21 protein-coding genes, 1 tRNA gene, 2 rRNA genes and 1 pseudogene are annotated in these 26,475 nt (G+C 60.5%); 12 read left to right on the top strand and 13 right to left on the bottom strand.

Annotated elements, in window-relative coordinates:
• The first annotated feature begins 3 nt into the window (after window positions 1-3).
• Complete coding sequence (manD, locus tag ACP15W_RS00140) at window positions 4-1,239, top strand: D-mannonate dehydratase ManD (protein ID WP_424930799.1); 1,236 nt, start codon at window positions 4-6, stop codon at window positions 1,237-1,239.
• 39 nt (window positions 1,240-1,278) lie between these two features.
• On the top strand, window positions 1,279-2,259 hold the full coding sequence (locus ACP15W_RS00135; protein WP_424930798.1) for an aldo/keto reductase: 981 nt from the start codon (window positions 1,279-1,281) through the stop codon (window positions 2,257-2,259).
• Between the two features lie 127 nt (window positions 2,260-2,386).
• On the opposite strand, the gene ACP15W_RS00130 is transcribed toward ACP15W_RS00135, so the two are convergent.
• From ACP15W_RS00130 to ACP15W_RS00115, 4 genes are all read right to left on the bottom strand, one after another.
• Window positions 2,387-3,757, bottom strand: a complete 1,371-nt coding sequence (locus ACP15W_RS00130; RefSeq protein ID WP_424930797.1) for an aspartate aminotransferase family protein — start codon at window positions 3,755-3,757, stop codon at window positions 2,387-2,389.
• A 19-nt stretch (window positions 3,758-3,776) separates the two neighbouring features.
• Window positions 3,777-5,261, bottom strand: coding sequence for an NAD-dependent succinate-semialdehyde dehydrogenase (locus ACP15W_RS00125; RefSeq protein ID WP_424930796.1), 1,485 nt, complete (start codon window positions 5,259-5,261; stop codon window positions 3,777-3,779).
• 184 nt (window positions 5,262-5,445) lie between these two features.
• Complete coding sequence (locus ACP15W_RS00120) at window positions 5,446-5,943, bottom strand: Lrp/AsnC family transcriptional regulator (protein ID WP_424930795.1); 498 nt, start codon at window positions 5,941-5,943, stop codon at window positions 5,446-5,448.
• A gap of 49 nt (window positions 5,944-5,992) precedes the next feature.
• Entirely contained in the window at window positions 5,993-7,498 is a 1,506-nt protein-coding gene (locus ACP15W_RS00115; protein ID WP_424930794.1) for an SLC13 family permease, read from the bottom strand.
• Between the two features lie 166 nt (window positions 7,499-7,664).
• Here ACP15W_RS00115 and ACP15W_RS00110 point away from each other — a divergent pair, with 166 nt between their 5' ends.
• The 10 genes from ACP15W_RS00110 to doeB all read left to right on the top strand — a co-directional run bounded on the left by ACP15W_RS00110 (window position 7,665) and on the right by doeB (window position 17,731).
• Window positions 7,665-9,056 carry a PLP-dependent aminotransferase family protein gene (locus tag ACP15W_RS00110; RefSeq protein ID WP_424930793.1) on the top strand — a complete coding sequence of 464 codons (1,392 nt, stop codon included), beginning with the start codon at window positions 7,665-7,667 and terminating at the stop codon, window positions 9,054-9,056.
• A 273-nt stretch (window positions 9,057-9,329) separates the two neighbouring features.
• Window positions 9,330-10,334 carry a TRAP transporter substrate-binding protein DctP gene (gene dctP, locus ACP15W_RS00105; RefSeq protein ID WP_424930792.1) on the top strand — a complete coding sequence of 335 codons (1,005 nt, stop codon included), beginning with the start codon at window positions 9,330-9,332 and terminating at the stop codon, window positions 10,332-10,334.
• Between the two features lie 76 nt (window positions 10,335-10,410).
• Window positions 10,411-10,992 carry a TRAP transporter small permease gene (locus ACP15W_RS00100; protein WP_424930791.1) on the top strand — a complete coding sequence of 194 codons (582 nt, stop codon included), beginning with the start codon at window positions 10,411-10,413 and terminating at the stop codon, window positions 10,990-10,992.
• A gap of 6 nt (window positions 10,993-10,998) precedes the next feature.
• On the top strand, window positions 10,999-12,282 hold the full coding sequence (locus tag ACP15W_RS00095) for a TRAP transporter large permease (protein ID WP_424930790.1): 1,284 nt from the start codon (window positions 10,999-11,001) through the stop codon (window positions 12,280-12,282).
• A 12-nt stretch (window positions 12,283-12,294) separates the two neighbouring features.
• On the top strand, window positions 12,295-12,729 hold the full coding sequence (locus ACP15W_RS00090) for a universal stress protein (RefSeq protein ID WP_424930789.1): 435 nt from the start codon (window positions 12,295-12,297) through the stop codon (window positions 12,727-12,729).
• A gap of 37 nt (window positions 12,730-12,766) precedes the next feature.
• The gene (locus ACP15W_RS00085) at window positions 12,767-13,534 is read left to right on the top strand and encodes an ectoine utilization protein EutA (protein WP_424930788.1); all 768 of its coding nucleotides are present in this window, start codon (window positions 12,767-12,769) and stop codon (window positions 13,532-13,534) included.
• Complete coding sequence (gene eutB / locus ACP15W_RS00080) at window positions 13,531-14,523, top strand: hydroxyectoine utilization dehydratase EutB (RefSeq protein WP_424930787.1); 993 nt, start codon at window positions 13,531-13,533, stop codon at window positions 14,521-14,523. Before ACP15W_RS00085 ends, eutB begins: the two co-directional genes overlap by 4 nt.
• Window positions 14,523-15,512, top strand: a complete 990-nt coding sequence (gene eutC / locus ACP15W_RS00075) for an ectoine utilization protein EutC (RefSeq protein WP_424930786.1) — start codon at window positions 14,523-14,525, stop codon at window positions 15,510-15,512. The genes eutB and eutC overlap by 1 nt, the downstream gene beginning before the upstream one ends.
• Window positions 15,513-15,515: 3 nt before the next feature.
• Window positions 15,516-16,703 (top strand): ectoine hydrolase DoeA, encoded by a 1,188-nt coding sequence (doeA, locus tag ACP15W_RS00070; RefSeq protein ID WP_424930785.1) that lies wholly within the window; start codon window positions 15,516-15,518, stop codon window positions 16,701-16,703.
• Window positions 16,700-17,731 (top strand): N(2)-acetyl-L-2,4-diaminobutanoate deacetylase DoeB, encoded by a 1,032-nt coding sequence (gene doeB / locus ACP15W_RS00065; RefSeq protein ID WP_424931579.1) that lies wholly within the window; start codon window positions 16,700-16,702, stop codon window positions 17,729-17,731. Before doeA ends, doeB begins: the two co-directional genes overlap by 4 nt.
• Before the next feature lie 145 nt (window positions 17,732-17,876).
• Here doeB and ACP15W_RS00060 read toward each other — a convergent pair whose 3' ends face one another.
• The 9 genes and pseudogenes from ACP15W_RS00060 to ACP15W_RS00020 form a co-directional block, all read right to left on the bottom strand.
• Complete coding sequence (locus ACP15W_RS00060) at window positions 17,877-17,999, bottom strand: hypothetical protein (RefSeq protein ID WP_424930784.1); 123 nt, start codon at window positions 17,997-17,999, stop codon at window positions 17,877-17,879.
• Window positions 18,000-18,081: 82 nt separating this feature from the next.
• Window positions 18,082-18,811: pseudogene (locus ACP15W_RS00055) on the bottom strand (IS630 family transposase); the annotation flags it as partial.
• Window positions 18,812-18,835: 24 nt separating this feature from the next.
• Window positions 18,836-20,461, bottom strand: coding sequence for an IS66 family transposase (gene tnpC, locus ACP15W_RS00050; protein WP_424930783.1), 1,626 nt, complete (start codon window positions 20,459-20,461; stop codon window positions 18,836-18,838).
• A 62-nt stretch (window positions 20,462-20,523) separates the two neighbouring features.
• The gene (gene tnpB, locus ACP15W_RS00045; RefSeq protein ID WP_424930782.1) at window positions 20,524-20,871 is read right to left on the bottom strand and encodes an IS66 family insertion sequence element accessory protein TnpB; all 348 of its coding nucleotides are present in this window, start codon (window positions 20,869-20,871) and stop codon (window positions 20,524-20,526) included.
• Window positions 20,868-21,242 carry an IS66-like element accessory protein TnpA gene (gene tnpA / locus ACP15W_RS00040; RefSeq protein WP_424930781.1) on the bottom strand — a complete coding sequence of 125 codons (375 nt, stop codon included), beginning with the start codon at window positions 21,240-21,242 and terminating at the stop codon, window positions 20,868-20,870. Before tnpA ends, tnpB begins: the two co-directional genes overlap by 4 nt.
• Before the next feature lie 352 nt (window positions 21,243-21,594).
• Window positions 21,595-22,614: an HNH endonuclease signature motif containing protein gene (locus tag ACP15W_RS00035; RefSeq protein ID WP_424930780.1), complete on the bottom strand. Its 1,020-nt coding sequence runs from the start codon at window positions 22,612-22,614 to the stop codon at window positions 21,595-21,597.
• Window positions 22,615-22,935: 321 nt separating this feature from the next.
• Window positions 22,936-23,012, bottom strand: a tRNA-Met gene (locus tag ACP15W_RS00030).
• Between the two features lie 127 nt (window positions 23,013-23,139).
• A 5S ribosomal RNA gene (gene rrf, locus ACP15W_RS00025) occupies window positions 23,140-23,255 on the bottom strand.
• A gap of 142 nt (window positions 23,256-23,397) precedes the next feature.
• Window positions 23,398-26,270, bottom strand: a 23S ribosomal RNA gene (locus ACP15W_RS00020).
• Between the last annotated feature and the right edge of the window lie 205 nt (window positions 26,271-26,475).

Here is a 26,475-nt window from a genome sequence, read left to right as displayed (position 1 = left end):
CGAATGAGCGGGAACAGAAAGCTGATCATCGAGGATGTAAAGGTGATCGTCAGCTGCCCGGGCCGGAACTTCGTCACGCTGAAGATCACGACCGAAAGCGGGATCTACGGACTGGGCGACGCGACGGTCAACGGACGTGAACAGGCTGTGGCGACCTATCTAAGGGAGCACGTCGCGCCCTGTCTCATCGGTCGGAATGCGCACGAGATCGAGGACATCTGGCAATACCTCTACAAGGGTGTCTACTGGCGTAAAGGTCCGATAAACATGGCCTCCATCGCGGCGGTGGACGTGGCGCTCTGGGACATCAAGGGCAAGGCGGCCGACCTGCCGGTCTATGAGCTTCTAGGCGGAAAGAGCCGGCGGGGGGTCGGCGTCTATGTGCATGCCACCGGCAATACGGTCGAGGATACGCTAGATCGGGCAGGCGAACTCGTGGGTCAGGGCTACCAGGCCATTCGCTTGCAGTCCTCGGTGCCTGGGCTCGATGGCAGCTACGGCGTTCTGGGAGACAAGAAGGACTATTTCGAGCTTCAGAATGACCGCCCCCTGCCCCCGGAGCATCCATGGTCAACGAAGAAATACATGAACTCCATCGAGGAGCTCTTCGTGGAAGCTCGGAAGCGGTTCGGGAACGAGTTGCATCTCCTGCATGACGTCCATAGCCGCCTCACTCCCATCGAGGCGGCAAGGCTGGGCAAGATGCTCGAGCCCTACGACCTCCTTTTTCTTGAGGACGCGGTGGCGGCCGAAAACCAGGAAAGCTACCGGATCGTGCGCGATCACACCACGACACCACTGGCGATCGGTGAGATCTACAACACGATCTGGGACTGCAAGGACATGATCCAAAACCAGTGGATCGACTATATCCGCACGGCCTCCACCCATGCGGGCGGGATCACGGCGCTTCGGCGCATCGCGGATTTCGCCGCGCTCTATCACGTGCGGATCGCGCCCCACGGGGCACCGGATCTTTCGCCGATCTGCTATGCCGCCCAGTCCCATATCGATATCTGGGCGCCCAATTTCGGCATCCAGGAATTCGTCGGGTTCGGCACGGAGAAATCGAACGAGGTCTTCTCTCACGACCTGAAAATGGTCGATGGAATGCTACATGTCGGCGACCGTCCGGGACTGGGCGTCGATTTCGATGAGGAGGCTGCGGCGAAATACCCCTACAACCGCTCCTATCTGCCAGTCAGCCGACTGGAAGACGGGACCCTGTGGAGCTGGTGATCCACAGGCAATGCTCAATTCCAAAATGAGGTGACCAAAGTGAACGCGACATTCGGCAAGACCGATCTGGTAACAAGTCCTATCGTATACGGATGCATGGGTGGTGCCGGAGCCTTCGGGGCGCAGGAAGAGAAGGATTCGATCGAGGCCCTTCGGGAAGCCTTCAACGTCGGGATCAATTTCTTCGATACCGCCGAGGCCTATGGCGCCGGCTATTCCGAGCAGCTTCTGAGCCAGGCATTGGGCGACAAGCGCTCAGAACTCGTCATCTCCTCGAAGGTGGCCCGGGAAAATCTCGCGCCCGATGACATCATCACGGCCTGCGAGCGCAGTCTGAAGAACCTGGGCTCGGACTATATCGACCTCTACATGCTGCACTGGCCGAACCGGGACGTGCCCCTGGCCGACAGCATCGGCGCGCTCAAGAAGCTGAAGGAAGACGGCAAGATCCGCTACTACGGCGTGTCGAATTTCGGGAGCCTGGACATCGACGACGCGCTGGCTCTCGGCGAGATCTCGGTCAATCAGCTTCCCTATCACCTCTTCTTCCGCGCTATCGAGCTCGAAGTCCTGCCCAAGTGTGAAGCGGCTGGTGTGCCGATCATGTGCTACTCCTCGCTTATGCAGGGGCTTCTGGCCGGCAAATACAAGTCGCTCCAGGACTTCCCCGTCAGCCGGGCCCGGACCCGGATGTTCGACTATCGCAAGTGGGCCGAGGTGACGCACAAGGAAGAGGGTGCCGAAGAGGCCGGTCAGGAGCTTCTGGACGCGCTCTGGAAGATGACCGAGGACACGGGCCTCAGCATGGAGGAGCTCGCCATCGGATGGCTGAAGGCGCAATCGGCCGTCGGTGGCGTGATCGTCGGCACGCGCAATGGTCAGCAGAGCCGCGACCTGAAGAAGCTTCTCGATATCAAGCTTGACGAGTCCGTTCTGAATGCTCTGACCGCAGCATCAGACCGTCTCAAGACCGAACTCGGTGCGGATATTGACATGTGGGGCAAGGGCAGAACCCGCTAAGGGGCCTGTCAGCCTCAGGCCTGTTTGCTGCCCCGCTTGGCGGAATGTCGGCTGGGCAGCTCTGGCACGAGAGATCTGGAGATGCGGTTCGATCCGCATCTCCTTTTTTTGTTTGGGCGGTTGCGGTTCAGCCCAGCACGGACTTGACGGCTTTCGCAAGCGCACCGACCACCCTGTCCGCTTCCTCGCGGGTGATGCAGAGCGGCGGGGCAAACCCTAGGATGTCGCCCTGCGGCATCGCGCGCGCGATCACGCCTTCCGCCAGCAGAGCGGAGGCAAGCCGTGCCCCCATCTTTTCCGACGCATCGAAGTAGACGCGACCTTCGCGGTTGGCGACGAACTCGACGGCACAGAGCAGGCCTTCGCCGCGGATATCGCCGATATTCGGGTGGTCTCCGAGCGCATCGATGAGCGCCTGCTTGAAATAGGCGCCTGTTTCGCCCGCGTTCTTGACCAGCCCGAGGCTATCCACGAGTTGGAGGTTCGCGATGCCAGCCGCGGCGCCGATCGGGTGTGCCGAATAGGTCCAGCCATGGCCGATGGGGCCAAGCTCGTCCGTGCCCTGCTCGAGCACCTTCCAGACCTTGTCACCCACGATCGAGCCCGAGAGCGGCGCATAGGCCGACGTGAGACCCTTGGCGATGGTGATGATGTCGGGGCGCAGGCCGTAGTGGTCCGAGCCCATCATCGTGCCGAGGCGGCCGAAGCCCGTTACGACCTCATCCGCAATCAGGAGAATGTCGTGCTTCTCGAGCACCTTCTGGATCGCTTCCCAGTATCCCGCGGGCGGGGGCACGAGACCACCGGTGCCAAGCGCCGGCTCACCAATGAAGGCCGCGATGGTATCAGCGCCTTCGCGCTCGATGAGTGCCTCGAGTTCGGAGACGCAATGGGCCACAAAGTCCGCCTCGCTCATGGAGAGGTCGTCGCGGCGGAAATAGTAGGGTGCCTCGGTGTGGATCACCTGGGAGAGCGGCAGGTCGAATTTCTTGTGGAAAAGTTCGAGCCCGGTCAGCGAGCCGGTCATGAGACCCGAGCCGTGATAGCCGCGCCAACGCGAGATGATCTTCTTTTTCTCCGGGCGTCCAAGGATGTTGTTGTAATACCAGACGAGCTTGACGTTGGTCTCGTTGGCATCCGATCCTGATAGGCCAAAATAGACCTTGCTCATTCCCGCGGGTGCGCGATCGAGCACCATCTTGGCAAGCGTGATGGACGCCTCGGTGCCGTGGCCGACATAGGCGTGGTAGTAGGCAAGCTCTTTCGCCTGCTCCGCGATGGCATCCGTGATTTCGGGGCGGCCATAGCCTACATTGACGCAGTAGAGGCCGGCAAAGGCATCAAGCATCTTCTTGCCGTCGCGGTCCTCGATATAGACGCCCTTGCCGCCGGTGATGATCCGGCTCTGCGTTTCGCCGCGGGCGTGCTGGGCCAGGTGGGTCGAAGGGTGGAAAAAGTTCTCGCGATCCCAATTCGCAAGTTGGTCGTTCGTCAGCATTTCAAAAACTCCTTTCCCGTCACGCCCAGTCGCGGCAGACGTATTTGATGTCGGTGAAGGCCTCGAGCCCGTGACGGGCACCCTCTCGGGCGAGGCCGGATTGCTTCATACCGCCGAAGGGGATCGGCGCGCCGGTAACCTTGGTGCGGTTGACCGCCACCATGCCGAACTGCAGGGCGCGGCTCACGCGGTAAATTCGCCGAGGGTCATGGCTGTGCAGGTAGGCGACAAGGCCGTATTCGGTGGCGTTGGCCCGTGCAACCACTTCTTCCTCGGTATCAAAGGCGCAGATTGCAGCCACGGGGCCGAAGGTTTCCTCATGCATGATCAAAGCTTCCGCCGGAACATCGGTCAACACGGTTGCCTCAAAGAAGAGCGGTCCGTGATCCGAGACCTTCCCGCCCGTGATCAGCTTCGCTCCGCGGTTCACCGCATCGGCCACATGCTCCTCCTGTTTCGCGACTGCCTTGGCGTTCATCAGAGGGCCAAGATCGCAATCATCGATGCCCGGCCCGAGTGTAAGGGCCGCGGTCTTCTCTGCGAATTTTCGGCAGAACTCTTCGTAGACCGGGCGCTCGATGAAAAAGCGGTTGGCACCGAGACAGTCCTGCCCAGTGGTGGCGAACTTGGCCTTGATCGCCTCATCCACAGCCTTGTCGAGATCCGCGCCCTTGAACACGATGAAGGGCGCATGACCGCCAAGTTCCAACACCAGGCGCTTCACCGTGTCGGCGGATTGGCGATAGAGCAGTTTGCCGATTTCGGTCGAGCCGGTGAAGGAGAGCGCGCGGACACGGGTGTCCTCGACCCAAGGCTCCACAACGACAGGAGCTTCCCCGGTGATGACGTTGAAGACCCCCGCTGGAATGCCTGCCCGCTCTGCCAACTCGGCCAACGCCAGTGCGGAGAACGGCGTCTCGGCGGAGGGGTGCGCGACCACCGTGCAGCCGGCAGCGAGCGCTGCGGCGGCCTTGCGGGTCAGCATGGCCGATGGGAAATTCCACGGCGTGATCAGGGCGGCCACACCCACGGGCTCGCGCCAGAGTTCAACCTCGGCGTCGGGCAGGTGCGAGGTGACCCCTTCGATATTGGGTCGGCGGGCTTCCTCGGCATAATATTCCAGGAAGGAGGCCGCATAGTCGATCTCACCTCGGGCCTCGGAAATCGGCTTGCCCTGTTCGAAGGTCATTATGCGGGCAAGATCTTCACGGGCTTCACGCACCAGTTCGAACCAGCGGCGCAGGAGGGCCGCGCGCGCCTGCGGAAGCATGGCGGCCCAGGCCGGAAATGCTGAGTCGGCCGCATCGACTGCCTCGCGGCTCTCTTCACCGGAAAGGCTGGCGATATGGCCGATGAGCCCGCCATTCGCAGGGTCAGTCACTGCCAGGGAGGCGCCGGAGCGCGCCCCGACCCAGCGACCATCGATATACGAGAAATGACGCAGCAGAGACCGGTCGGCGAGACCGGACATCGGGCCTTCGGCATGGGTCTTCACGGCGAGCATGGGAACCTCTTTCGGGCTTGGTGTTCTGAACTGCCTCAAAGATACCGACATCTGCCGCGAAAGATTCTCCGAAGAATACTGCCAATGCAGAGGATCTCTCTTTTGTCCGGTGCTAAGAGAGAAAAATCCTCCGGAGCGTCATTTCGCCTGGTCCATCATGGCCGCGACCAACCCGCGGCAGATCTCAGTCAGAGGTCGTGGCGCCGACCGAGAGCATTTCGAAGGGGGGTGGACCGGCCTTCACATCCTTTGTCACGATGTATGTGAAATAGCGCCGCATGCCGACATGCGCTTCAAGCAGCGCATCAATCAGGCGCTGGTAGGCATCGATGTCCTTCGCCACAACCTGCAGAAGATAATCGAACCCACCGCCAAGAGCCCAGACCGCGATGATTTCGTCATGAAGCGCGACTGCGCGTTCGAAGGTCTGGAAAGCCTCCGAACGGTGGCTTTCCAGTTCGACCATCACGAAAACGACCACGTGGGAAGCGAGCCGCGCGAGCGCCACGTCAGCCCGATAACCGCGAATGAGCCCGGCTTCCTCCAAGCGCTTCATCCGCTCCCAGCACGGCGTCGCGGAAAGATTGACGCGCCTGGCCAGTTCGGTCTTCGAAATGCGGCCCTCCCGGCTGAGAACAGCCAGGATCCTCAGGTCGCGGTCGTCGAGGGCAATGCGGGACATGAGCCGCACAGTTTCCCGCTTGAAAGGGCATGTCAATCCATGGCGGAGCTCAGATCTCGATGCCGAAGACAAAGCCTCCCAGAAGCCAGAACAGCAGGAATGTCACGCAGATTGCGATGATATTGAGCAGAAACCCTGCCCTCACCATGTCCGCAAGGTCCATGCGCCGATAGGAGAATACGATCGCGTTGGGGGGAGTGGCCACGGGCATCATGAACGCCATTGAGGCCCCTATGGCCATCGGCACAGCCAGCACCCTTGGATCGAGGGACAGGCCGACCGCGACGGCACTGAGGATGGGCAGAAAGGTCGCGGTCGAGGCCGTGTTCGACGTGATCTCCGTCAGGTAGACGATGGCGATGGTGACCAGAAGGATGAGCAGGACCGTAGAGACCTCGATCCCGCCGACCGAATTGCCGATCCAGTTGGCCAGCCCCGTGGACGAGAAGCCGCCGGCCAGCGCGAGACCTCCGCCGAACAGGAGCAACACCCCCCAGGGGATATCGCGTGCCGCGATCCAGTCGAGCGCGAAGCGGTTCTCCCTGCGACTGACGGGAACAGCAAAAAGAATGAGGGCGGCAGCGATGGCAATGAGCGTGTCATCCAATGCAAGTCCGGTCAGGGAGGTGATCGGCCCCCGGAAGATCCAGCAAAAGGCTGCCCCCAGAAAGACCACACCGACAAGCTTCTCACCGCGATCCAGAGGACCAAGCGCCTTAATTTCATGGGCGATGGAATCGGCAGGGTTCTCGATCGCAATCTTGCCTGTTGCGAACAAGACCCGCGTCAGGAGAAGCCAGGCAATCGGAAGCATGATCACGACGATTGGAATTCCCAGCAGCATCCAGTTCGCGAAACTGATCTCGATGTCGTAGTTGCTCTGCATGAAGCTTGCGAGCAGGGCATTTGGGGGCGTGCCGATCAAGGTCCCGACACCGCCAATCGAAGCGCTGTAAGCAATCGACAGCATCAGGGCGACACCGAAATTGCGGACCGTACGGTCGTCATCCGTATGCTCGCTCACGAAGTCGATGACCGAGAGGCCGACCGCATACATCATGATCGCGGTGGCAGTGTTCGATATCCACATGGAAAGGAAGGCCGTCGCGAGCATGAAGCCCAGTATGATCTGCGAGGGCGTCGTGCCGACCGCCGCGACGATACGCAAGGCGATCCGCTTGTGCAGGCCGACACGTTGCATGGCCGCAGCGAGAAGAAAGCCCCCGAAAAAGAGGAAGATCAGCGGGTGGGCATAGCGAGCCGCGGTTTCCTGCATCTCCATCAGGCCGAGCAGCGGCATCAGCACGAGCGGCAGCAATGCGGTTGCCGGGATCGGGACAGCTTCTGTCAGCCACCAGACTACCATCCACAAGGCGACGGAAACCATCCGCCAGGCCTCCGGCTCCATGCCCTCCGGCGCAGGAACTATGAGGAGGAGAAGAGCGATGGCCGGGCCCGCGATGAGGCCTCCCAATCGCATGCCGCCAAGCGGCTCTCGCTGCTCGCTCGTCTCTCGGACTTGCTGCTCTTTGTCGTTCTGCGTGTTGTCGTCCATCGCTCTTCCCCCCGTCTGTTCGATCGAGTCGACTTCTCCGCAGTATCCGTCGCGGTGGCCCGACCGCTGAAATCAGTTTAGTGGCGCATCCGCTACCTGAAACGCGCGGTCGCCTAAAAAGTGCCGCAACCTTGCCAAATGTCTTAATCCTGTCCAGCATAAAGGCATGACAATCTGGCCCCCAGAGCCGGCTGCCATTCGGCGGCCCGTGTATCGTTTCCTGGCCCAGGCGCTCATTCAAGCGATCGAGGCAGGAGAAGTCCGTCCCGGCGATCGGCTGCCCACGCACCGGGATCTCGCGTTCCAGCTCGGTGTCAGTGTGCAAACCATCAGCCGTGCCTACGAGGAATTGGCTCGGCTTGGCGTCATTGCCGGCGAAGTCGGGCGCGGAACATTCGTGCGTGAGGGCCCGACGGAAGCACGCACCCCTTGGCAGCAATTGCGCGCGAGCGAGACGGCAATCGACTGCTCCATGCTCACTCCCGTCACGTCCGACATCCAGGCACAGAAAATGTCCGAGGCCCTCGCAGCATTGGCGCAGGACCTGCCGGTGGATGCCCTCTTTTCCTTCCGCCCCCGGGCGGTATTGCAGCGCCACCGGCGGACGGCGGTCAAATGGCTTCAGCGGTGCGGCGTACCCACACGCGCGGAACATGTCCTTCCAACCAACGGAAGCACCTCCGCTCTGTCGGTGGCATTGATGACGGCGGCCAATCCGGGCGATCTGGTTCTGGCCGAGGATCTCAGCCATCACACCCTGCCCCCACTTGCCCGGTATCTCGGCCTACGACTGGGGGGAGTGCGCTCGGACAAGCGAGGGGTAGATCCAGACTCCTTCGCCTCGGCCTGCCGGAACCAGGATGTTCGCGTTCTTTTTCTCGTGCCCAACGGACTGAATCCGCTGGCGCAGGTCATGGAGATTGAGAGACGACATGCGCTTTGCGACATCGCCAGGCGTCATGGCGTGATGATCATAGAAAACGATGCCGGCGGCCCACTTCAGCCGAACCGCCCAAAACCGCTCGCGGCACTCGCTCCCGATCTGGCATTCTACGTGACAGGTTTCACGAAGTGTCTTCTGCCCGGCTTGCGCTACGGCTATCTCGTGCTTCCGGAAACAATGGTGTCCTCGGGCATGAACAGGCACTTGGTCACGAACTGGATGGCGACGCCCCTCATGGCAGAGATCGCGAGCCGCTGGGTCGAGGACGGCACCGCCGCAGAGCTTCTAGGCTGGCAACAAGGCGCGCTGCGCCACCGCAACCAGATCGCCGCCCGGACCCTTGAGGGCCTTCCCTATAATTCCACCAGCAACGGCCTGCATATCTGGTTGCCCCTGGGAGATGGGTGGAACGAAGATGCATTCGTTGCTCATGCCCGACACCAAGGAGTGGCTGTCGCGCCTGGCAACGCCTTCGTGATTGGCGAGCCCGGCCTGCGCCAGAACGGCATACGTGTCAGCTTAGGGGCGCCAGAACCCTCAGCACTCGCGCGCGGACTTTCAATTCTCGCTCAATTGTACAGGGACCGACCAGAGCCGGCCATGCTCGCGCTCTGAACAGGATTGCGCCCGTTTCTTCGGCAGAAGGGCACGAAACTCTCCGAAAGCATCCTGAGAATTGTCATGATTCAATATCGGAATTGACACGCAATTGCGCCTGTCTCACGCTTGCACGCGAGTGAGACGCGCTGGATCCTGTGGGGGAAAAGCAGGTGACCGGCCCAAACAATTCGAAATTCGAATGGAACATGCGGTTCCATTGCGGGGTTGAGTGAAGACCTTCTGGGAGGTTTTTGCCGACCCCATCAATTCATACGTGGGAGACGTTGTATGTCACGACTTCGAGCAATTCTTGGAACCACTGCTGTTGGTCTCTTCGCTGCAGGGGCAGCCAATGCCGACACTTGGCGCTATGCCTTCGAAGAGGCGCTGACCGAAGTTCAGGGCATGTACGCCCAGAAGTTCAAGGAGGAGATCGAGGCCAACTCCGACCACGAGGTCCAGCTGTTCCCATTCGGCACACTCGGCGAGAGCGCGGATATCATGGAACAGGCACAGGCCGGCATCCTGCAGTTCGTGGACCAGTCGCCCGGCTTCACCGGAGCGCTGATCCCCGAGGCCCAAGTCTTCTTCGTGCCGTATCTCCTGCCCCAGGACGAGGAGCAGCTCTTCGAGTTCTTCCGCTCGTCGAAGGCAATCAACGAGATGTTCCCCGAGCTTTATGCCGAGCAGGGGCTTGAGCTTCTGACAATGTTCCCTGAGGGCGAGGTCTGCATGACCACGCAGGAACCGGTGCACAGCCCGGAAGACCTCAACGAGGTGAAGTTCCGGGTGATGACCAACCCACTTCTGGTTGAGAGCTACCAGGCGTTTGGCGCGACGCCGACGCCGCTGCCCTGGGGCGAGGTCTACGGCGCACTCCAGACCGGCATCATCCAGGGACAGGAGAACCCCGGTTTCTTCCTGGAATCGACCAAGATGTATGAGGTCACAGACGTGATCACCTGCATTGGTCACAACAACTTCACCACTGCTGTCATGGCCAACAAGGGCTTTTATGACGGGCTGGGTGAAGAGGAGCAGACACTCATCCAGAACGCGACAGACGCGGCATTCGAGTACATCCTCGAATACCAGCAGGGGCTTCAGGAGGAATCGCTCGACAAGATCAAGGAAGCCAAGCCCGAGATGCAGATCAATATCCTTTCGGAAGAAGAGCGCCAGCCCTTCATGGAAACCGCTGCATCGGTCGAGGAAGCCTTCATCGAAATGACGGGCGACAGCGGCCAGGCCATTCTCGAACAGATGAAATCCGACCTCGAGGCAGTGCAGTAGTCACGCCAGCTTACGAAGGCATGCGGATCTCACGCCGCATGCCGACGACCAATGGCTTTAATGGAGAGGGCAGCGCTTGAACGACACAGTGACTGAGACCCACCACCGGGACTCGAACCTGCCGGGATTTCTCGGTGTCATTGACGGCACGATTGCGCGGATCGAATCCGTGATGCTCGCGGCCGGCGTACTTCTGATGGCGCTCAACACAGTTGCGAATGTGGTGGGGCGCTTCGCGTTCAAGTCCAGCCTTTTTTTCTCCGAAGAACTCAACAGCATACTGATCGTACTCATAACATTTGCAGGTATCAGCTATGCTGCCCGTCATGGTCGGCATATCCGCATGTCCGCGATCTTCGACACACTGCCGGTGCCAGTGCGCAAGGTCATGATGATCGTCATCGCAATCGTCACCGGGGTCTTCATGCTCGGTCTGGCCTGGTATTCGTTCGGTTACGTCATGACACTCAAGGGTCAGGGGCGCATTCTGCCGGCGATGCAGGTGCCCGTATGGTGGATGTATGTCTGGGTGCCCGTCGGCTTCTTCATGACGGGGCTCCAGTATTTGCTGACCGCCGTGAAGAATGTCACCGAAAAAGACATCTGGCTTTCGACGCTCGTACTCGAGGGCTACGAAGAAGATGAAAAAGAGGTCTGACGCACCATGGCAATGACTATCTTTTCCGTCATGATCGTTTTGCTGCTTCTGGGTTTCCCAATGATGATCCCGCTTATTGTCGGGGCCTTCGTCGGGTTCTACGGACTTTTTGGCGGTTTCGGTCAGCTCGAAACCATGGTGCAGCAGATCCTTGCGGGGATCCGACCTGCCTCGCTGATTGCCGTGCCGATGTTCATTTTCGCCGCGGACATCATGACACGCGGCCAGTCCGCGGGACGGCTCATTGACATGGTCATGTCCTTTGTTGGTCACATCAAAGGAGGGTTGGCAGTTTCGACAGCCTCGGCCTGCACGATGTTCGGCGCAGTCTCAGGCTCGACCCAAGCGACCGTTGTTGCGGTAGGATCTCCCCTTCGCCCTCGGATGCTGAAGGCCGGATACAATGACAGTTTCGTCCTCGCGCTTATCGTCAACTCCTCCGACATTGCCTTTCTGATCCCGCCCTCGATCGGCATGATCATCTACGGGGTGGTCTCGAACACGTCGATCGCGGAACTGTTCATCGCCGGCATCGGGCCGGGACTGTTGATCCTGTTTCTCTTTGCGAGCTATTCCGTATGGTATGCCACGAAGCACGACGTTCCGACGGAACCGAAAGCAACCACCCGCGAGCGTCTCATGGCAGTGCAAAAAGCGCTTTGGCCACTGGGCTTTCCCGCGATCATCATCGGTGGGATCTATGGCGGCATATTCAGCCCGACGGAAGCGGCCGCAGCCTGTGTGCTTTACGCATTGATCCTGGAGCTCATCGTGTTCAGGTCGATGTCGTTCAAGGACGTCTATTCCACGGCGCAATCGACGGGCCTGATTACGGCGGTCGTGTTTATCCTCGTGGGCGCGGGCGCCGCCTTTTCCTGGGTTATCTCTTTCGCACAGATCCCTCAGCAGGTGCTGGAAGGGGTCGGCATTTCGGAAATGGGCCCCATCGGTGTCCTCTTTGTCATCTCGGTCGCCTTCTTCATCGGCTGCATGTTCGTCGATCCGATTGTGGTGATCCTCGTTCTGGTGCCGATCTTTGCACCGGTGGTGAACGACGTCGGCCTCGACCCGGTTCTGGTGGGTACGATCATCACGCTGCAAGTCGCGATCGGGTCTGCCACCCCTCCATTCGGATGCGACATCTTCACAGCAATCGCGGTTTTCAAACGCCCCTACATGGAGGTGGTCAAAGGCACGCCTCCGTTCATCATAATGCTGCTGGGAGTATCGGTCGCCTTGATCTTCTTCCCACAGATTGCGCTTTTCCTACGTGATCTGGCATTCCGATAAGAGCACATCGACATGTTCAAGAAGATACTGGTCGCCTATGACGGCTCCAAGGGCGCGGAAATTGCACTCGATAAGGGTTTCGAACTGGCGAAACTCTGCAACGCGGAGCTCCTGACAATCACCGTCTTCCGTCACTATAGCCTGCTGGAGTCGTCTTTCTCTATGGTGCGCCCGGCGGAACCGGAAAAGATTGACGATGCCATGCGAGAGTATGCCAGGGATATCGCCGACCATGCAAAAGGCGAAGGAACCAAGCGTGGGTTCCGAGTTCGTGCTTTCATCAAGAATGGGCCACCTTCCCGCAGTATCATTGCGTTTGCGGAAGAACACGATGTCGACCTGATCGTGATCGGAAGCCGAGGGCTGGGTTCGATCGAAAACTACCTTCTCGGAAGTGTATCCTACAAGGTGACAGGACTGGCGGATTGCCCGGTCCTTGTTGTCTGATCATTTCCAAGGCCGCACGGACCTGATGGAGTCGGCTATGAGAACCCGAGCAGGTTCGATCGAAATCGAGAATGCAATGATCGAAATCGGGTTTCGGCCCGCGCTGCCGCGGCTGGGACTCATCCTGCTGGCAACGGACATGACCACTGAACGTGACGTTGCCCGGTGTATTCCGGGAGAGATGGCCGCATTCCATTCGACGCGTGTTGCCTACGCGAATCCGACCACACCCGAGAATCTTCGCAAGATGTTGGTGCACCTCGGGCATGCCGCTGAGCTGATCCTGCCGGGGGAGCCCCTCAGAGCAATCTGTTATGCCTGCACTGCGGCAACGGCCGTACTTGGAGAAGAGGCGATCCAGGCCGCAATCCATGCCGCAAGGCCCGCGGTGCCGGTGATTACCCCACTTGGTGCCGCTGCTCGCGGGTTTGCTGCGCGCAGAGTTCGACGTCTGGCCATTCTCACTCCCTATCTCGCGGAGACAGCACTGCCAGTTGCGTGTTTCTTTGCCGACGCGGGATTTGACGTCCTGCGTGCAACCTACCTTGGTATGGAGGATGATCGCCGCATGGCCGAGGTCGACGATGCCACGATCCTTGCAGCTTCTCGGGCAGCGGATCACCCAGAAGCGGAAGGGCTCTTCATATCCTGCACGGCCCTACCCGCCATGGCTCTCGCCGACAGGATAGAAGCGGAAATAGGCAAGCCGGTTCTGACATCGAACCTGGCTTGTATCGAAGAACTGACGGCGGCGGCCGAGGGCCGGCTGCCCACCAGCAGCACCAACGTTGGAGACAGCGCATGACGACCGTCGGGTTGGCGGAAATCGAAGCGGCGCAAGAGCGTATCAAGGGATTCATTCGCCCTACTCCGGTGGAGGTGTCGCCTTCCCTGTCGGAAGCTGCCGGGGTTCCCGTATGGCTGAAGTTCGAGCACCACCAGATCACCGGGGCCTTCAAGCTGCGCGGCGCTTCGAACGCCGTTGCTCAACTGACCGAAGATGAGCGTCGGCGTGGCGTCGTCTGCGCCTCGACGGGCAATCACGGCCGGGCGCTGGCACATGCCGCGAAAGTCGCGGGTGTCCGGGCGGTGATCTGCATGTCCTGCCTCGTGCCGGCCAACAAGCTGCGCGCCATCGAATCTCTGGGGGGCGATGTCCGCATCATCGGCAAGTCGCAAGACGAGGCGCAGGTAGAGGTAGACCGGCTGGTGCGCGAGGAAGCCATGGTCATGGTGCCGCCCTTCGACGATGCGCGCATTGTGGCCGGCCAGGGCACACTGGGGCTCGAGATGATCGAGGCGGTGCCGGATCTCGCCTGTGCCCTGATCCCGCTCTCGGGTGGCGGATTGATCGCGGGGATCGCTGCGGCGCTCAAGGCGCGCAAGCCCGATATCCGCGTCGTGGGGATCTCGATGGCCCGAGGTGCGGCCATGGCCGAGAGCCTCAAGGCGGGCCGCCCGGTGCAGGTGGAAGAGCTGCCGTCGCTGGCGGATTCGCTCGGCGGCGGCGTCGGACTCGAGAACCGCTGGACCTATCCGATGGTGCGCGACCTGGTCGACGAGGTGATCCTGCTCTCTGAACCCGAGATCGCTGCCGGAATCCGGCACTGCTACAGGGAAGAGCGGCAGGTGGTCGAAGGGGCGGCGGCCGTGGGTGTGGCCGCACTTCTGGCCGGCAAGCTGCGCCCCGAGGGGCCGACCATGGCGCTGCTGTCGGGGGCCAACATCGACATGGGGCTGCATCTGCGGATCGTGAGCGGCGAGGATGTCGATCTGATGGCGGAGGCGGCGTGATGGGCATTCGGGTGCTGACCGAGCCGGATCTGCGCGGGCTCGTGTCCCTCGACATGGATGTGATCGATGAGATCGAGAAGGGCTTTCGGGCGCTTTCGTCCGGCGAGGTGGTGATGCCGCCGATCCTCTCGATGGAGATTGCCGCAGCGAATGGCGAGGTCGATGTGAAGACCGCCTATGTGCCGGGCTTCGACAGTTTCGCCATCAAGATCTCGCCGGGCTTTTTCGACAACCCCAAGCGCGGTCTTCCTTCTACCTCGGGGCTCATGGTCGTCTTCTCGGCGCAGACGGGACAGGTCGAGGCGCTCTTGCTCGACAACGGATACCTGACGGATGTGCGGACGGCCGCAGCCGGAGGTGTCGCCGCGCGGCTACTGGCGCGCCAAGATGCGAGCCGGGCGGCAATCCTCGGCACTGGTCTACAAGCGCGGATGCAACTCCGCGCGCTCTGCCTCGTGCGACCGATCCGCGAGGTGCGCATCTGGGGGCGCGACATGGCCAAGGCCGAGGCGATGGCCGTCGAGATGGCAGATGAACTCGGCATCGCGGCAAGCGCTGCTTCCGGGGCGGAGGCAGCGGTGCGGGGAGCGGATGTGACCGTGACCACGACGCCTGCGCGCGAGCCGATCCTCAAGGCCGACTGGCTTTCTTCAGGCCAGCATGTGACGGCGATGGGCTCGGACCAGCATACCAAGAGCGAGCTGGACCCGGCCTGTCTCAAGAGGGCCGATCTCTACGTTCCGGACCGGTTGTCGCAGACCAGGGAGTTGGGCGAGCTGCGGTCTGCCATCGCGGCGGGAATCGTCGATGAAGCGACGAATTTCGCCGAGCTTGGCGACATCATCACGGGTAAATCCCCCGGACGGTCCGCAGACGCGGCGATCACCATCGCCGATCTGACCGGGACCGGCGTTCAGGACACCGTTATTGCCACCTATGCCTTGAGCCGTGCGGATACCGCGGGTGCAGGCCAGAATTTCGAGAGTTGAGCCATGGCCATCGTCGATACGTTCCGCTTCTCCGACGAGGAATACGAAACCCGTCTGACCAAGGTGCGCGCGGCAATGGAGAAGGCCGGGCTCGACGTGCTGATCACCTCGGACCCGTCCAACATGGCTTGGATCACCGGCTATGACGGCTGGTCGTTCTACGTGCATCAGGCGGTGGTGATCGGTCCCTTCGGCGCGCCGGTCTGGTTCGGCCGCGAGCAGGATGCGCAAGGCGCCCTGCGTACCTGCTACATGGAAGACCCGGACATCATCGGTTATCCGGACTATTTCGTGCAATCGCCCGACGTACATCCGATGGACTATCTCGCAGCGAAGCTCACGGAACGCGCCTGGCACACGGGCCGTATCGGGGTCGAGATGGACAACTACTGGTTCTCGGCCAAAGGGTTCCAGGCGCTCTCCTCAGGGTTGCCAAACGAGCTGGTCGATGCGACCGGCATCGTGAACTGGCTGCGCGGCGTGAAATCCGCTGCCGAGCTCGACAGGATGCGCAAGGCGGCGCGGATCGTCGAGCGGATGCATGCGCGCATTGCCGAGAAGATCGAGCCGGGCATCCGCAAGTGCGATCTCGTGGCGGATATCTGGGACGCGGCGCTGCGCTTTGATCCGGACTGGGGCTATGGCGGGGACTACCCCGCGATCGTGCCGCTGTTGCCCTCGGGCACCGATGCGGCCGCGCCGCACCTGACCTGGGACGACAAGCCGATGAAGACCGGCGAGGGCACGTTCTTCGAGATCGCGGGCTGTTTCCGGCGCTACCACTGCCCGCTGTCGCGCACGATCTTTCTCGGCAAGCCGCCGCAGGACTTTCTCGATGCGGAGAAGGCTGTGCTTGAAGGGATGGACGCGGGGCTTGAGGCCGCGCGACCCGGTAACACCTGCGAGGACATCGCCAATGCCTTCTTCGGGGTGCTGAGCAAATATGGCATCACCAAGAACAACCGCACCGGCTATCCGATTGGCCTCAGTTACCCTCCCGACTGGGGCGAGCGAACCTGCTCGTTGCGCCCCGGCGACCAGACCGAACTGAAGCCTGGCATGACATTCCACTTCATGACTGGGCTCTGGATGGAGAACTGGGGATTCGAGATCACCGAGAGCATTGCGATCACCGACACGGCGCCGGAATGCCTCGCGAATGTACCGCGCAAGCTCATCGTCAAGGACTGATCCAAGTGAACGCCACTGCCGCCCGCCCTACGAACCCGATCGCCTGCACCGTGCCGTTCGACGAGGACGGCAAGCATCATGGCTTCCTGCGGCTGCCCTACAGCCGCAACGACAGCGCCTGGGGCTCGGTGATGATCCCGATCACCGTGATCCGCAACGGCGAAGGCTCCACGGCGCTGCTGACGGGGGCTTGCCACGGCGATGAATACGAAGGGCCGGTGGCGCTGCAGGCGCTGACCTCGGAGCTCGAGCCGAAGGACATCGAAGGGCGGGTGATCATCGTGCCCTTCATGAACATGCCCGCCTTCCGCTCGGCTACTCGCGTGTCGCCGCTTGATGGCGCGAACCTCAACCGGATTTTTCCAGGCCGGCCGGACGGAAGCCCGAGCGAGAAGATCGCGGACTACTTCGATACGGTTCTGGCGCCGATGGCGGATTACGTGCTCGATTTTCATTCAGGCGGAAAGACGCTGGACTTCGTGCCCTTCGCGGCGGCGCATCGGCTGGAGGCCAAGCTGCAGGAAGCATCCTGCATCGCCGCCATGCAGGCCTTCAACGCGCCCTATTCGCTGGTGCTGCTCGAGATCGACAATGTCGGCATGTTCGACACGGCGGTGGAGAACCACGGCAAGGTGTTTGTCTCGACCGAGCTTGGCGGCGGGGGCACGGCCACGGCGCGCTCGGTCGGGATCGCGCGGAAGGGCGTGCGGAACTTCCTGATCCATGCGGGCATCCTGAAGGCCGAGCCGGTGGTGGAGCCGACAGAGAGCCTCGACATGCCGGATGCGGAATGCTTCGTCTTCTCCGAGGATGACGGGCTGATCGAGCCGATCGTCGATCTCGGCGAGGAGGTCGAGGAAGGCGCGCCGATCGCGCGGGTCTGGCCCGTGGGGCGCAGCGGCGTGCCGGCGGCCACCTACCACGCACGTCGCTCCGGCATTCTGGTGGGCCGCCATTTCCCGGGACTGGTGAAATCCGGAGACTGCTTGGCCGTCGTTGCAGAGAAGGTCGATCCGCGCCCCCAATAGCAGTCACGTTTCAGTCATGTGGCTTGTTGAGGAAAAACCACGGTCCCGTCAGGTCCTCGACCGGCAGACACTGCGGCAGGCGCTAGGCGACTGTCCCGCATCTTCCCGTCATCAGCGTGACGAGACTGACACATGCCCATGAGTACTAGTGAGATCGGGGGCGGGCTGCGGCGATCAATGCGGTCTGGAGTAATGCCAGTCCGCCGGCCAGAAGCAGGACAAAGACGTTCGCCCCGACTCCCACGCCCCAGATAACCTGAACTTGCATGGCAGGCTGTCGGCCCCATCGACAGGTTGGTCGTGATGATCAGCGTTCCACTGTCGGCCGGCGTTATACCAAAGCCACCTGATCAGAACTCATACGCCCATTCGCGGAGGCCGATGGAGCGAATGCGCCACGGTTGGTCCGTGAGGGTTTTCCAGGCATCGCAGCAGTGATCGACGATATCTTCGTAGCTCTTGAAGATCCGGTTCGAGAGATGATTGTCGCGCAGGAATTGCCAGACGTTTTCGACCGGTGAGGAGCGTGAAGAAAACAGTCCGGGGGACTGTTTTTAGCGACGCAAGGTTCCGGGGATCGTGGCGGCAGTGGCAGAAGGGTAATGTTCTCGGGGACGACCAGTTTTGCGGACATGTGCCAGCCGGCCTGGTCGAGAATGAGCACGGCGTGAGCGCCCTTGGCAACCTGGGTGCTGATCTCTTCGAGATGCGCTTGCATGGCGGGCGTATCGGCATATGGCATGACGAGCGCCGCGCCTTTGCCGCTCTCCGGGCAAATGGCGCCGAAAATGTAGGCCGATTTCGTGCGCTGATCTTTGGGCGCTGAGGGCCGGGTTCCCCGGCGGGCCCATCGTCGGGTGATCTTGTTCTTTTGTCCGACCCGACATTCATCCTGCCACCACAATTCTAAAGGCGTTCCAAGCGGGAGGCGCTTGCGGATCTCCTCCAGTTTGGCCGGCAGACTTTTTTAAACTCCTCAATAGCTTCGGAATTCTGCGCATAGTGGCGAGGACGGGCCGCGAGTTTGCGAAATCCCATCGCTCGCAGCTCGTTTCCGAGCGCCTGTCGGCTGATCGAGAGTAACCGCCCGGTAGGCACCTCGGTTCATGCGGCCTCATGGTGAGGCGCGATGCCCGTGGTCCAATTCCAGGGCAGTAGTTCGTCAAGACGGTTGATCTTGTGATCATGGATCCGGTCGAGGATGTCGGCCAAGTAGGCTTGGGGATCGAGGCCGTTCATCTTGGCGGTCTCGATGAGTGTCATGGTACGGGCGAGGGTCTCGGCGCCGGTGTCGGCTCCGGCGAAGAGCCAGTTTTTTCTTCCGATCCCAATTGGCCTCAGGCCACGCTCGGCGCAATTGTTGTCGACCGCCACGCGCCCGTCGTCCAGGAACAGGCAGAATGCGGGCCAGCGGCTCAGCCCATAGCGGAATGCCTTCGCGAGATCGCCCTTGCCGGGGAGGCGCGTCAGTTGTTGTTCGGCCCAGGCCTTGAAAGCCTCGACCTTTGGTTTGCTGTGCTCTTGGCGGGCCTTGCGGCGAGCTTTGGCAGATTGCCCGGAGATTTCGCGCTCGATGTTGTAGAGCTTGCCGATCCGATCGAGCGCCTCGCGGGCGATCTCGGACTTTGTCGAGATCCAGACGTCGTGGAAATCCCGGCGCAGATGCGCCCAGCACGCAGCTTCCCGGAATTGGGGACCGCCATCAGGTCCAGGGACGTAGAGCTTGGTATAGCCCTTGTAGCCATCGGCCTGGAGAATGCCGCTGCTGTGCCTGAGATGACGCCGGACGTGATCTTCTTTCCAGTCTGGCGCAAAGTAATAGACAGCACCGGGCGGAGCCGTTCCGACCCAGGGTCTCTGATCGCGGATATAGGCCCAGATCCGGCCTTTCTTGACCCCTTTGCCGAGACCGGCAGACCGACGAGACCGGTCGAGCACCCGGATCGGGGTATCATCGGCATGGAGTAGGTCGCTTGCCATGATGTCGGCCTCGATCCGCGCGATGACGGGCTCGAGCACCTTCATCGCCCGGCCGCACCAGTCCACCAGGGTGGTGTCGGGAATGTCCGCCCCCATGCGGGCGAAGATCTCGTTCTGCCGGTAAAGAGGAATGTGATCGTCGAATTTCGAGACCAGCACATGGGCCAGAAGCGAGGGGCCCGCCATGCTGCCCGGGATCGGACGGCTGGGGGCTGGGCTCTGCACCATCCTCTCGCAGCGGCGGCAGGACTTCTTTACCCGAGCGATCTCGATCACCTTGAGCTGGGCCGAGATCATTTCGAGCAACTCGCTGACATCCTCCCCCACCACGCGTAGATCTCCGCCGCAATCGGGACAGGTCTCGCCGGGATCGAGTTCGCGCCGCTCCCGTGGCGTGCTTTCGGAGACGCGGGGACGGCGGCGAGGCTTTGCGGTTGATGAGGAGCTTTCAGCCGCGGGCCCGTCCTCGACATCGTCGCTTTCGTCATGGCAAGCGTCACTGCCTTCGGCCGCAGCCACCTGCAGGTCCTCGAGTGCCAGTTCGAGCTGTTCGATCTCGCGCTCGATCTTTTCGGAGGATTTGCCGAAGACCTGTTTCTTGAGTTTGGCGATCCGCAGTCGCAAGGTCTGGATCAGCTGGTCATGGGCCTGCAAGGTCGCCGACATCTGGACGTTCTTCGCCTCCAGAGCAGCGATCATCGCCTTCAGGACGGCTGGGTCATCTGGCAGATCAAGGGACGCGTGCGACATGCCAATGGTTAACATGCGCACGTGCGGAAGGCCATAAAAACAAGGGGAATCAGAAGGATGAACTATCCCACGCGGGAGGGCGGCGCGCCCCAGTCCGGTCTGCGCCAGTCGATCCCTTCCCAGAGCATGGCCATCTGCCCGGAGGTCAGCCGGGCTGTTCCATCCGCCGCCGATGGCCAGGGAAACCGGCCTCGTTCCAGAACCTTGTAGTAGAGGCAGAAGCCTTGGCCATCCCAATACAAGAGCTTGATCCTGTCACCCTTGCGTCCACGGAACACAAAGACCGCGCCGCTGGCAGGCTTTTGCCGCAGAACGTCCTGGGCCAGAGCGGCAAGCCCGGCGATCCCCTTCCGCATGTCGGTGGCACCACAGGCGAGATAGACCCGAACGCCCGTCCCAGGTCCAATCATACCGTTTCGACGATCCGGATCAGACGCGCAAGAGCCGCACCATCGATCTCGCCGCCGCACCGGATCTGGCGGCCGTTGGCAAACACGATGGTGAGTTCGCCGCGCCCGGCGCCGCCATCAGGCGTCGGTATCTCCCTCTCTTCTGATGCCGCCATTTCAAGCGGCAGAAACACCGCGTTGCCCGACCGAGGCCAGAGCCCCTTGCGACGCAATGCCTGGCGCCATTGATAGATGTGCTGTCGGGTCAGATCGTGACGCCTTGCCGTATCCGCGACCGTGGATCCCGCCTCGACCTCTTCGAGGATCGAGAGTTTCTCATCGTCCGACCACCGGCGGCGACGCTCAACTCCGACTATGACTTCATGTCGCATATATCGCCTCCGACCATAAGACGTCGTTATCCACGTCAATAACGACGTCGTTTAAGGGCTCAGCAATATCTCAGGAAGGCGGCCCCAATCGGGTGGTTACGATCGAGATCCCGAATTCGTTCCAACTGCCGAAAGCCAGCGCCGCCGAGCTGACGGTCGGCGCGCGTGGCGTGGGACAACACGGCGAAGGAAGCGACCACCCCGGCCGCGAGGCGCTTTCCCATAGGCGTGACGGTGGTGGACCGCCAGGAACGGCGTCACCAGCGTGGCGGTGCGGCTCGACGGCGTGGCGACGGTGGCGGCGTAATCGGCCACTTTGGGCCAAGGGGCCGGCGGCTGTAGGGCTCTCGTTTCACGCGTAGTCGTCTATCGACTCGCCGAACTCTTCGCCGATAGCCTCGCAATGCGCCTTCAACGCCCCCTGCAAGGTGAAGTACATGCCGCCGGATTCGTGACAGAAGCCGTTTCCTTCCACGAACACCTTCGCCAAGGTCCAGTCCTTGATGCCGTTCTGGGTGTTGCATAGGACCGACACCGTATTGTCATTGCCCATCCCGGCAGCCACGACGACGCTCTCGCCGTAGCGATTGCGCGCGAACACAGTGCCGAAAGTCAGCCGCTCCAGGTATTCCTCAAGTGCTTCGGCGCTTACTTGATCGGGGCATTGCGGAAACTCGGTTGGTGTGCGCCATCTCCGTTGGAAGGCCGCCGGGCTCAGCGAAGGAGTGTCTTCGGGTTCGGGCTCGGGTTGTGGTGAGGGCGTAGCGCGCCCTGTGAACAGCCACTCGCCAAGCGACCCGCCCTTCACGCCCTGTCCTTTTTCCGCCCAAGCCATCAAGCGCCTGCGGCTCTCCGATGCGTCTTCCTTGGTGACGGTGCGCATCCACCCCAGATTGGGCACTGCGCTTGCACCGGGGTTCGCAAAGAACGCTTCGAGCGAGCCGAACGCCTGTTCGATCCGTTGTCGCGTGATTGGATTCAAGAGCAGGTTTTCGAGTCGTGTGACCCACCGCAGGTTTTCCGGACGATTGTTCAAGCGGTTGGTGTCGATGTGATCGACAACGTGATCGTTGGACGGACGCGGGCCATGGTAAGCCGTGGCGATGATCTGATGTACAACATGCTCGCTCACGACGAGGTAGCCGGAATGCTTGTTCAGCGCTCCGAAGGTCCAGACGTTGTCGAGCTTCCTCTTCCGAGCATTTGTACGTCCACGCCTGAATACGGCGCCGTTGTCCCGCACGAGGTAGGTTTCGTCCCTGAACAGAGTTTCGCGCTCATCCTCGAACGCATCCAGCAGATCCTCTATTGGCGAGTGCTCGGCAGTCGAACCCGATGCCGGCACCCTCGCAAACATATCCATGTCGTGCATCGCACGTCCTCCAAGGATGTTTCCGGGATTCATCAGCCTAACCGACATTGCGCCAGCGCTGGGTTCTTGTCGGCAGCGGTATTCGGGGTGCCAGGCGCCGCCTTTTGCTCACATGCACAGCCGCACTCTGGTAGATGAGCGCCCTTGAGTCAAGAACATGAACGGAACATCGGCGCTGTCCCGTGTCGCATCCGTGTTGCACGGAGGAATCGAGGATGCTCGTAAGCCTTTGGAATTTTTGGGGAGTGTTCGGGATGGGTTTGCGACACGCAAAAGCCGCCCGGAGGGCGACCTATGTGTTTGATATCTTTTGGGTAATTTTGGTTGCGGGGACAGGATTTGAACCTGTGACCTTCAGGTTATGAGCCTGACGAGCTACCGGGCTGCTCCACCCCGCGCCATTTGAAAGTCTGGTTGACTTTCTGCGCTTTGGCACGGTTGTTTTTGGTCGTGCCGTGCCGGTTATCGGGTTGTCCCTTTTGGGAGGGACGTTTGTGAAGAGAAGCTTTGGGATGCGTTTATCAGGTTTGGCGGTAACCTACTCTCCCACGTCTTGAGACGCAGTACCATCGGCGCCGAGGCGCTTAACGGCCGAGTTCGGGATGGGATCGGGTGTTTCGCTCGCAGCTGTTGCCACCAAACCTGGAAAACGCATCCTCCTGCCCACCCGCTTTGACTGGGTCGGCAGGACACACGAGACTTGTCTTTCTCATTCTCTGACTGTTCTGGGTCAAAGGCTTCCCGTTTCCGGTCGGCCAGGACTGGTCCTGGCTTCCACTGGATCGGATCAAGCCAATCGGGCGATTAGTATCGGTCAACTGAGCACGTTACCGCGCTTACATCTCCGACCTATCGACGTGGTGGTCTACCACGGCCCTCAAGGGAGACCTGGTTTCGAGGGGGGCTTCCCGCTTAGATGCCTTCAGCGGTTATCCTGTCCGCACATAGCTACCCTGCACTGCCGTTGGCACGACAACAGGTCCACCAGTGGTGCGTTCACCCCGGTCCTCTCGTACTAGGGGCAACTCCTCTCAAGTCTCCTACACCCACGGCAGATAGGGACCGAACTGTCTCACGACGTTCTAAACCCAGCTCACGTACCACTTTAAACGGCGAACAGCCGTACCCTTGGGACCTTCTCCAGCCCCAGGATGTGATGAGCCGACATCGAGGTGCCAAACACTGCCGTCGATATGGACTCTTGGGCAGTATCAGCCTGTTATCCCCGGCGTACCTTTTATCCGTTGAGCGATGGCCCTTCCACGCGGGACCACCGGATCACTATGGCCGACTTTCGTCTCTGCTCGACTTGTCAGTCTCGCAGTCAGGCGGGCTTATGCCATTGCACTCGACGACCGATTTCCGACCGGTCTGAGCCCACCATCGCGCGCCTCCGTTACTGTTTGGGAGGCGACCGCCCCAGTCAAACTACCCGCCACACAGGGTCCCGGATCCGGATGACGGACCGCGGTTAGACATCAGATGAGCGAAGGGTGGTATCTCAAGGGAAGCTCCACGGGAACTGGCGTCCCCGCTTCAAAGCCTGCCACCTATCCTGCACATCTCTGACCTGATGCCAGTGTGAAGCTGTAGTAAAGGTGCACGGGGTCTTTCCGTCTGACCGCGGGAACCCCGCATCTTCACGGGGAATTCAATTTCGCTGAGTCTGCATTGGAGACAGCGGGGAAGTCGTTACGCCATTCGTGCAGGTCGGAACTTACCCGACAAGGAATTTCGCTACCTTAGGACCGTTATAGTTACGGCCGCCGTTTACTGGGGCTTCAATTCAAGGCTTGCACCTCTCCTTTTAACCTTCCAGCACCGGGCAGGCGTCAGACCCTATACGTCGCCTTGCGGCTTCGCAGAGCCCTGTGTTTTTAGTAAACAGTCGCCACCCCCTGGTCTGTGCCCCCCGCCAACGCTTGCGCGCCAACGGGGCCTCCTTCTCCCGAAGTTACGGAGGCATTTTGCCGAGTTCCTTCAATGCAGTTCTCTCAAGCGCCTTGGTATGCTCTACCAGTCCACCTGTGTCGGTTTCGGGTACGATCTAATGGAGGGCTATTTCCTGGAACCGCTTCGAAGCCTGATCAATCCGATAAGATCAGACAACAGCCGCGATCCGTCACATCCTCCTGGCTCCGGAATATTAACCGGATTCCCATCGACTACGCCTTTCGGCCTCGCCTTAGGGGTCGGCTCACCCTGCTCAGATTAGCTTTAAGCAGGAACCCTTGGACTTTCGGCGGGAGTGTCTCTCACACTCCTTGTCGCTACTCATGTCAACATTCTCGCTTCTGAATGCTCCACCGGATCGCTTACGCGCCGGCTTCATCGCAAACTCCGTGTCTCCGTTGTTTTGTTTGCGCTACCGCTTCGCTACTTGAGCGCAAACGGGCCTCGCACAAAACATAAGAGACATGGAGTTAATAGACAGAACGCTCCGCTACCGCGTGCACAAAGTGCACACCCTGAGCTTCGGCTCGTGGCTTGAGCCCCGGTACATCTTCGCCGCAGGACCTCTTGTTTAGACCAGTGAGCTGTTACGCTATCTTTAAAGGATGGCTGCTTCTAAGCCAACCTCCTGGTTGTTTTGGAAGTCCCACATGCTTTCCCACTTAGCCACGAATTAGGGGCCTTAGCTGCAGGTCAGGGTTGTTTCCCTCTCCACGACGGACGTTAGCACCCGCCGTGTGTCTGCCAGATAGTACTCTTCGGTATTCGGAGTTTGGTTAGGATCAGTAAGACTGTGGGTCCCCATTACCCATCCAGTGCTCTACCCCCGAAGGTATTCATCTGACGCTCTACCTAAATAGATTTCGCGGAGAACCAGCTATCTCCGAGTTTGATTGGCCTTTCACCCCTAGGCACACCTCATCCCGACCTTTTTCAACAGGTGTGGGTTCGGACCTCCAGTGCGTGTTACCGCACCTTCATCCTGGACATGCCTAGATCACTCGGTTTCGGGTCTGATCCCACGAACTCATGCGCCCTATTAAGACTCGCTTTCGCTGCGCCTCCACCTAACGGCTTAAGCTTGCTCGTGAGACCAAGTCGTTGACCCATTATACAAAAGGTACGCCGTCACTTCCGAAGAAGCTCCGACTGTTTGTAGGCGTCCGGTTTCAGGGACTGTTTCACTCCCCTTGTCGGGGTGCTTTTCACCTTTCCCTCACGGTACTGGTTCGCTATCGGTCAGCAAGGAGTACTTAGCCTTGGAGGGTGGTCCCCCCATCTTCAGACAGAATTTCACGTGTTCCGCCCTACTTGATACGTCCGATCAAGCTTCGCATACGGGGCTGTCACCCATATCGCCCAGCTTCCCAACTGGTTCTGCTCACTCTCACGGCTCGGCTGGTCCCCGTTCGCTCGCCGCTACTGGGGGAGTATCTGTTGATTTCCTTTCCTACGGGTACTGAGATGTTTCAGTTCCCCGCGTTCGCTCTTAAAACCCTATGTATTCAGGTATTAAGTACCTGGTTCAGAAGATTATAAGCTGCCCAAGGGCAATTATAATCAACTGTCAGGTGGGTTGCCCCATTCGGAGATCCCGGGATCAAAGGCTGTTCTCACCTCCCCCAGGCTTATCGCAGAGTACCACGTCCTTCATCGCCTCTTGCTGCCAAGGCATCCACCAAACGCCCTTCTCGCGCTTGATCCGATCCAGAAGAAGACAGGCCCTTTTGCGTGAGGTGGTTCAAACCTCAAACCCGTCCCTTGGCCTCCTGGCCGGAAGTCTTTGACCCATGACGCGCCCTCGACAGACAGCGCCACGGTTCGGATCGCTCGAACGATCCCGAAAGGGATCAGACAAGCAATCACGGTCAGTGTATTTAGACTTGGAAAGACTGTCTTTGGTTGTCC

This window comes from Amaricoccus macauensis, from assembly GCF_049800915.1.
GTDB lineage: Bacteria > Pseudomonadota > Alphaproteobacteria > Rhodobacterales > Rhodobacteraceae > Amaricoccus > Amaricoccus macauensis_A.
The sequence above is the reverse complement of the archived record's forward strand: the minus strand, read 5'-3'. Positions and strand labels throughout refer to the sequence as shown.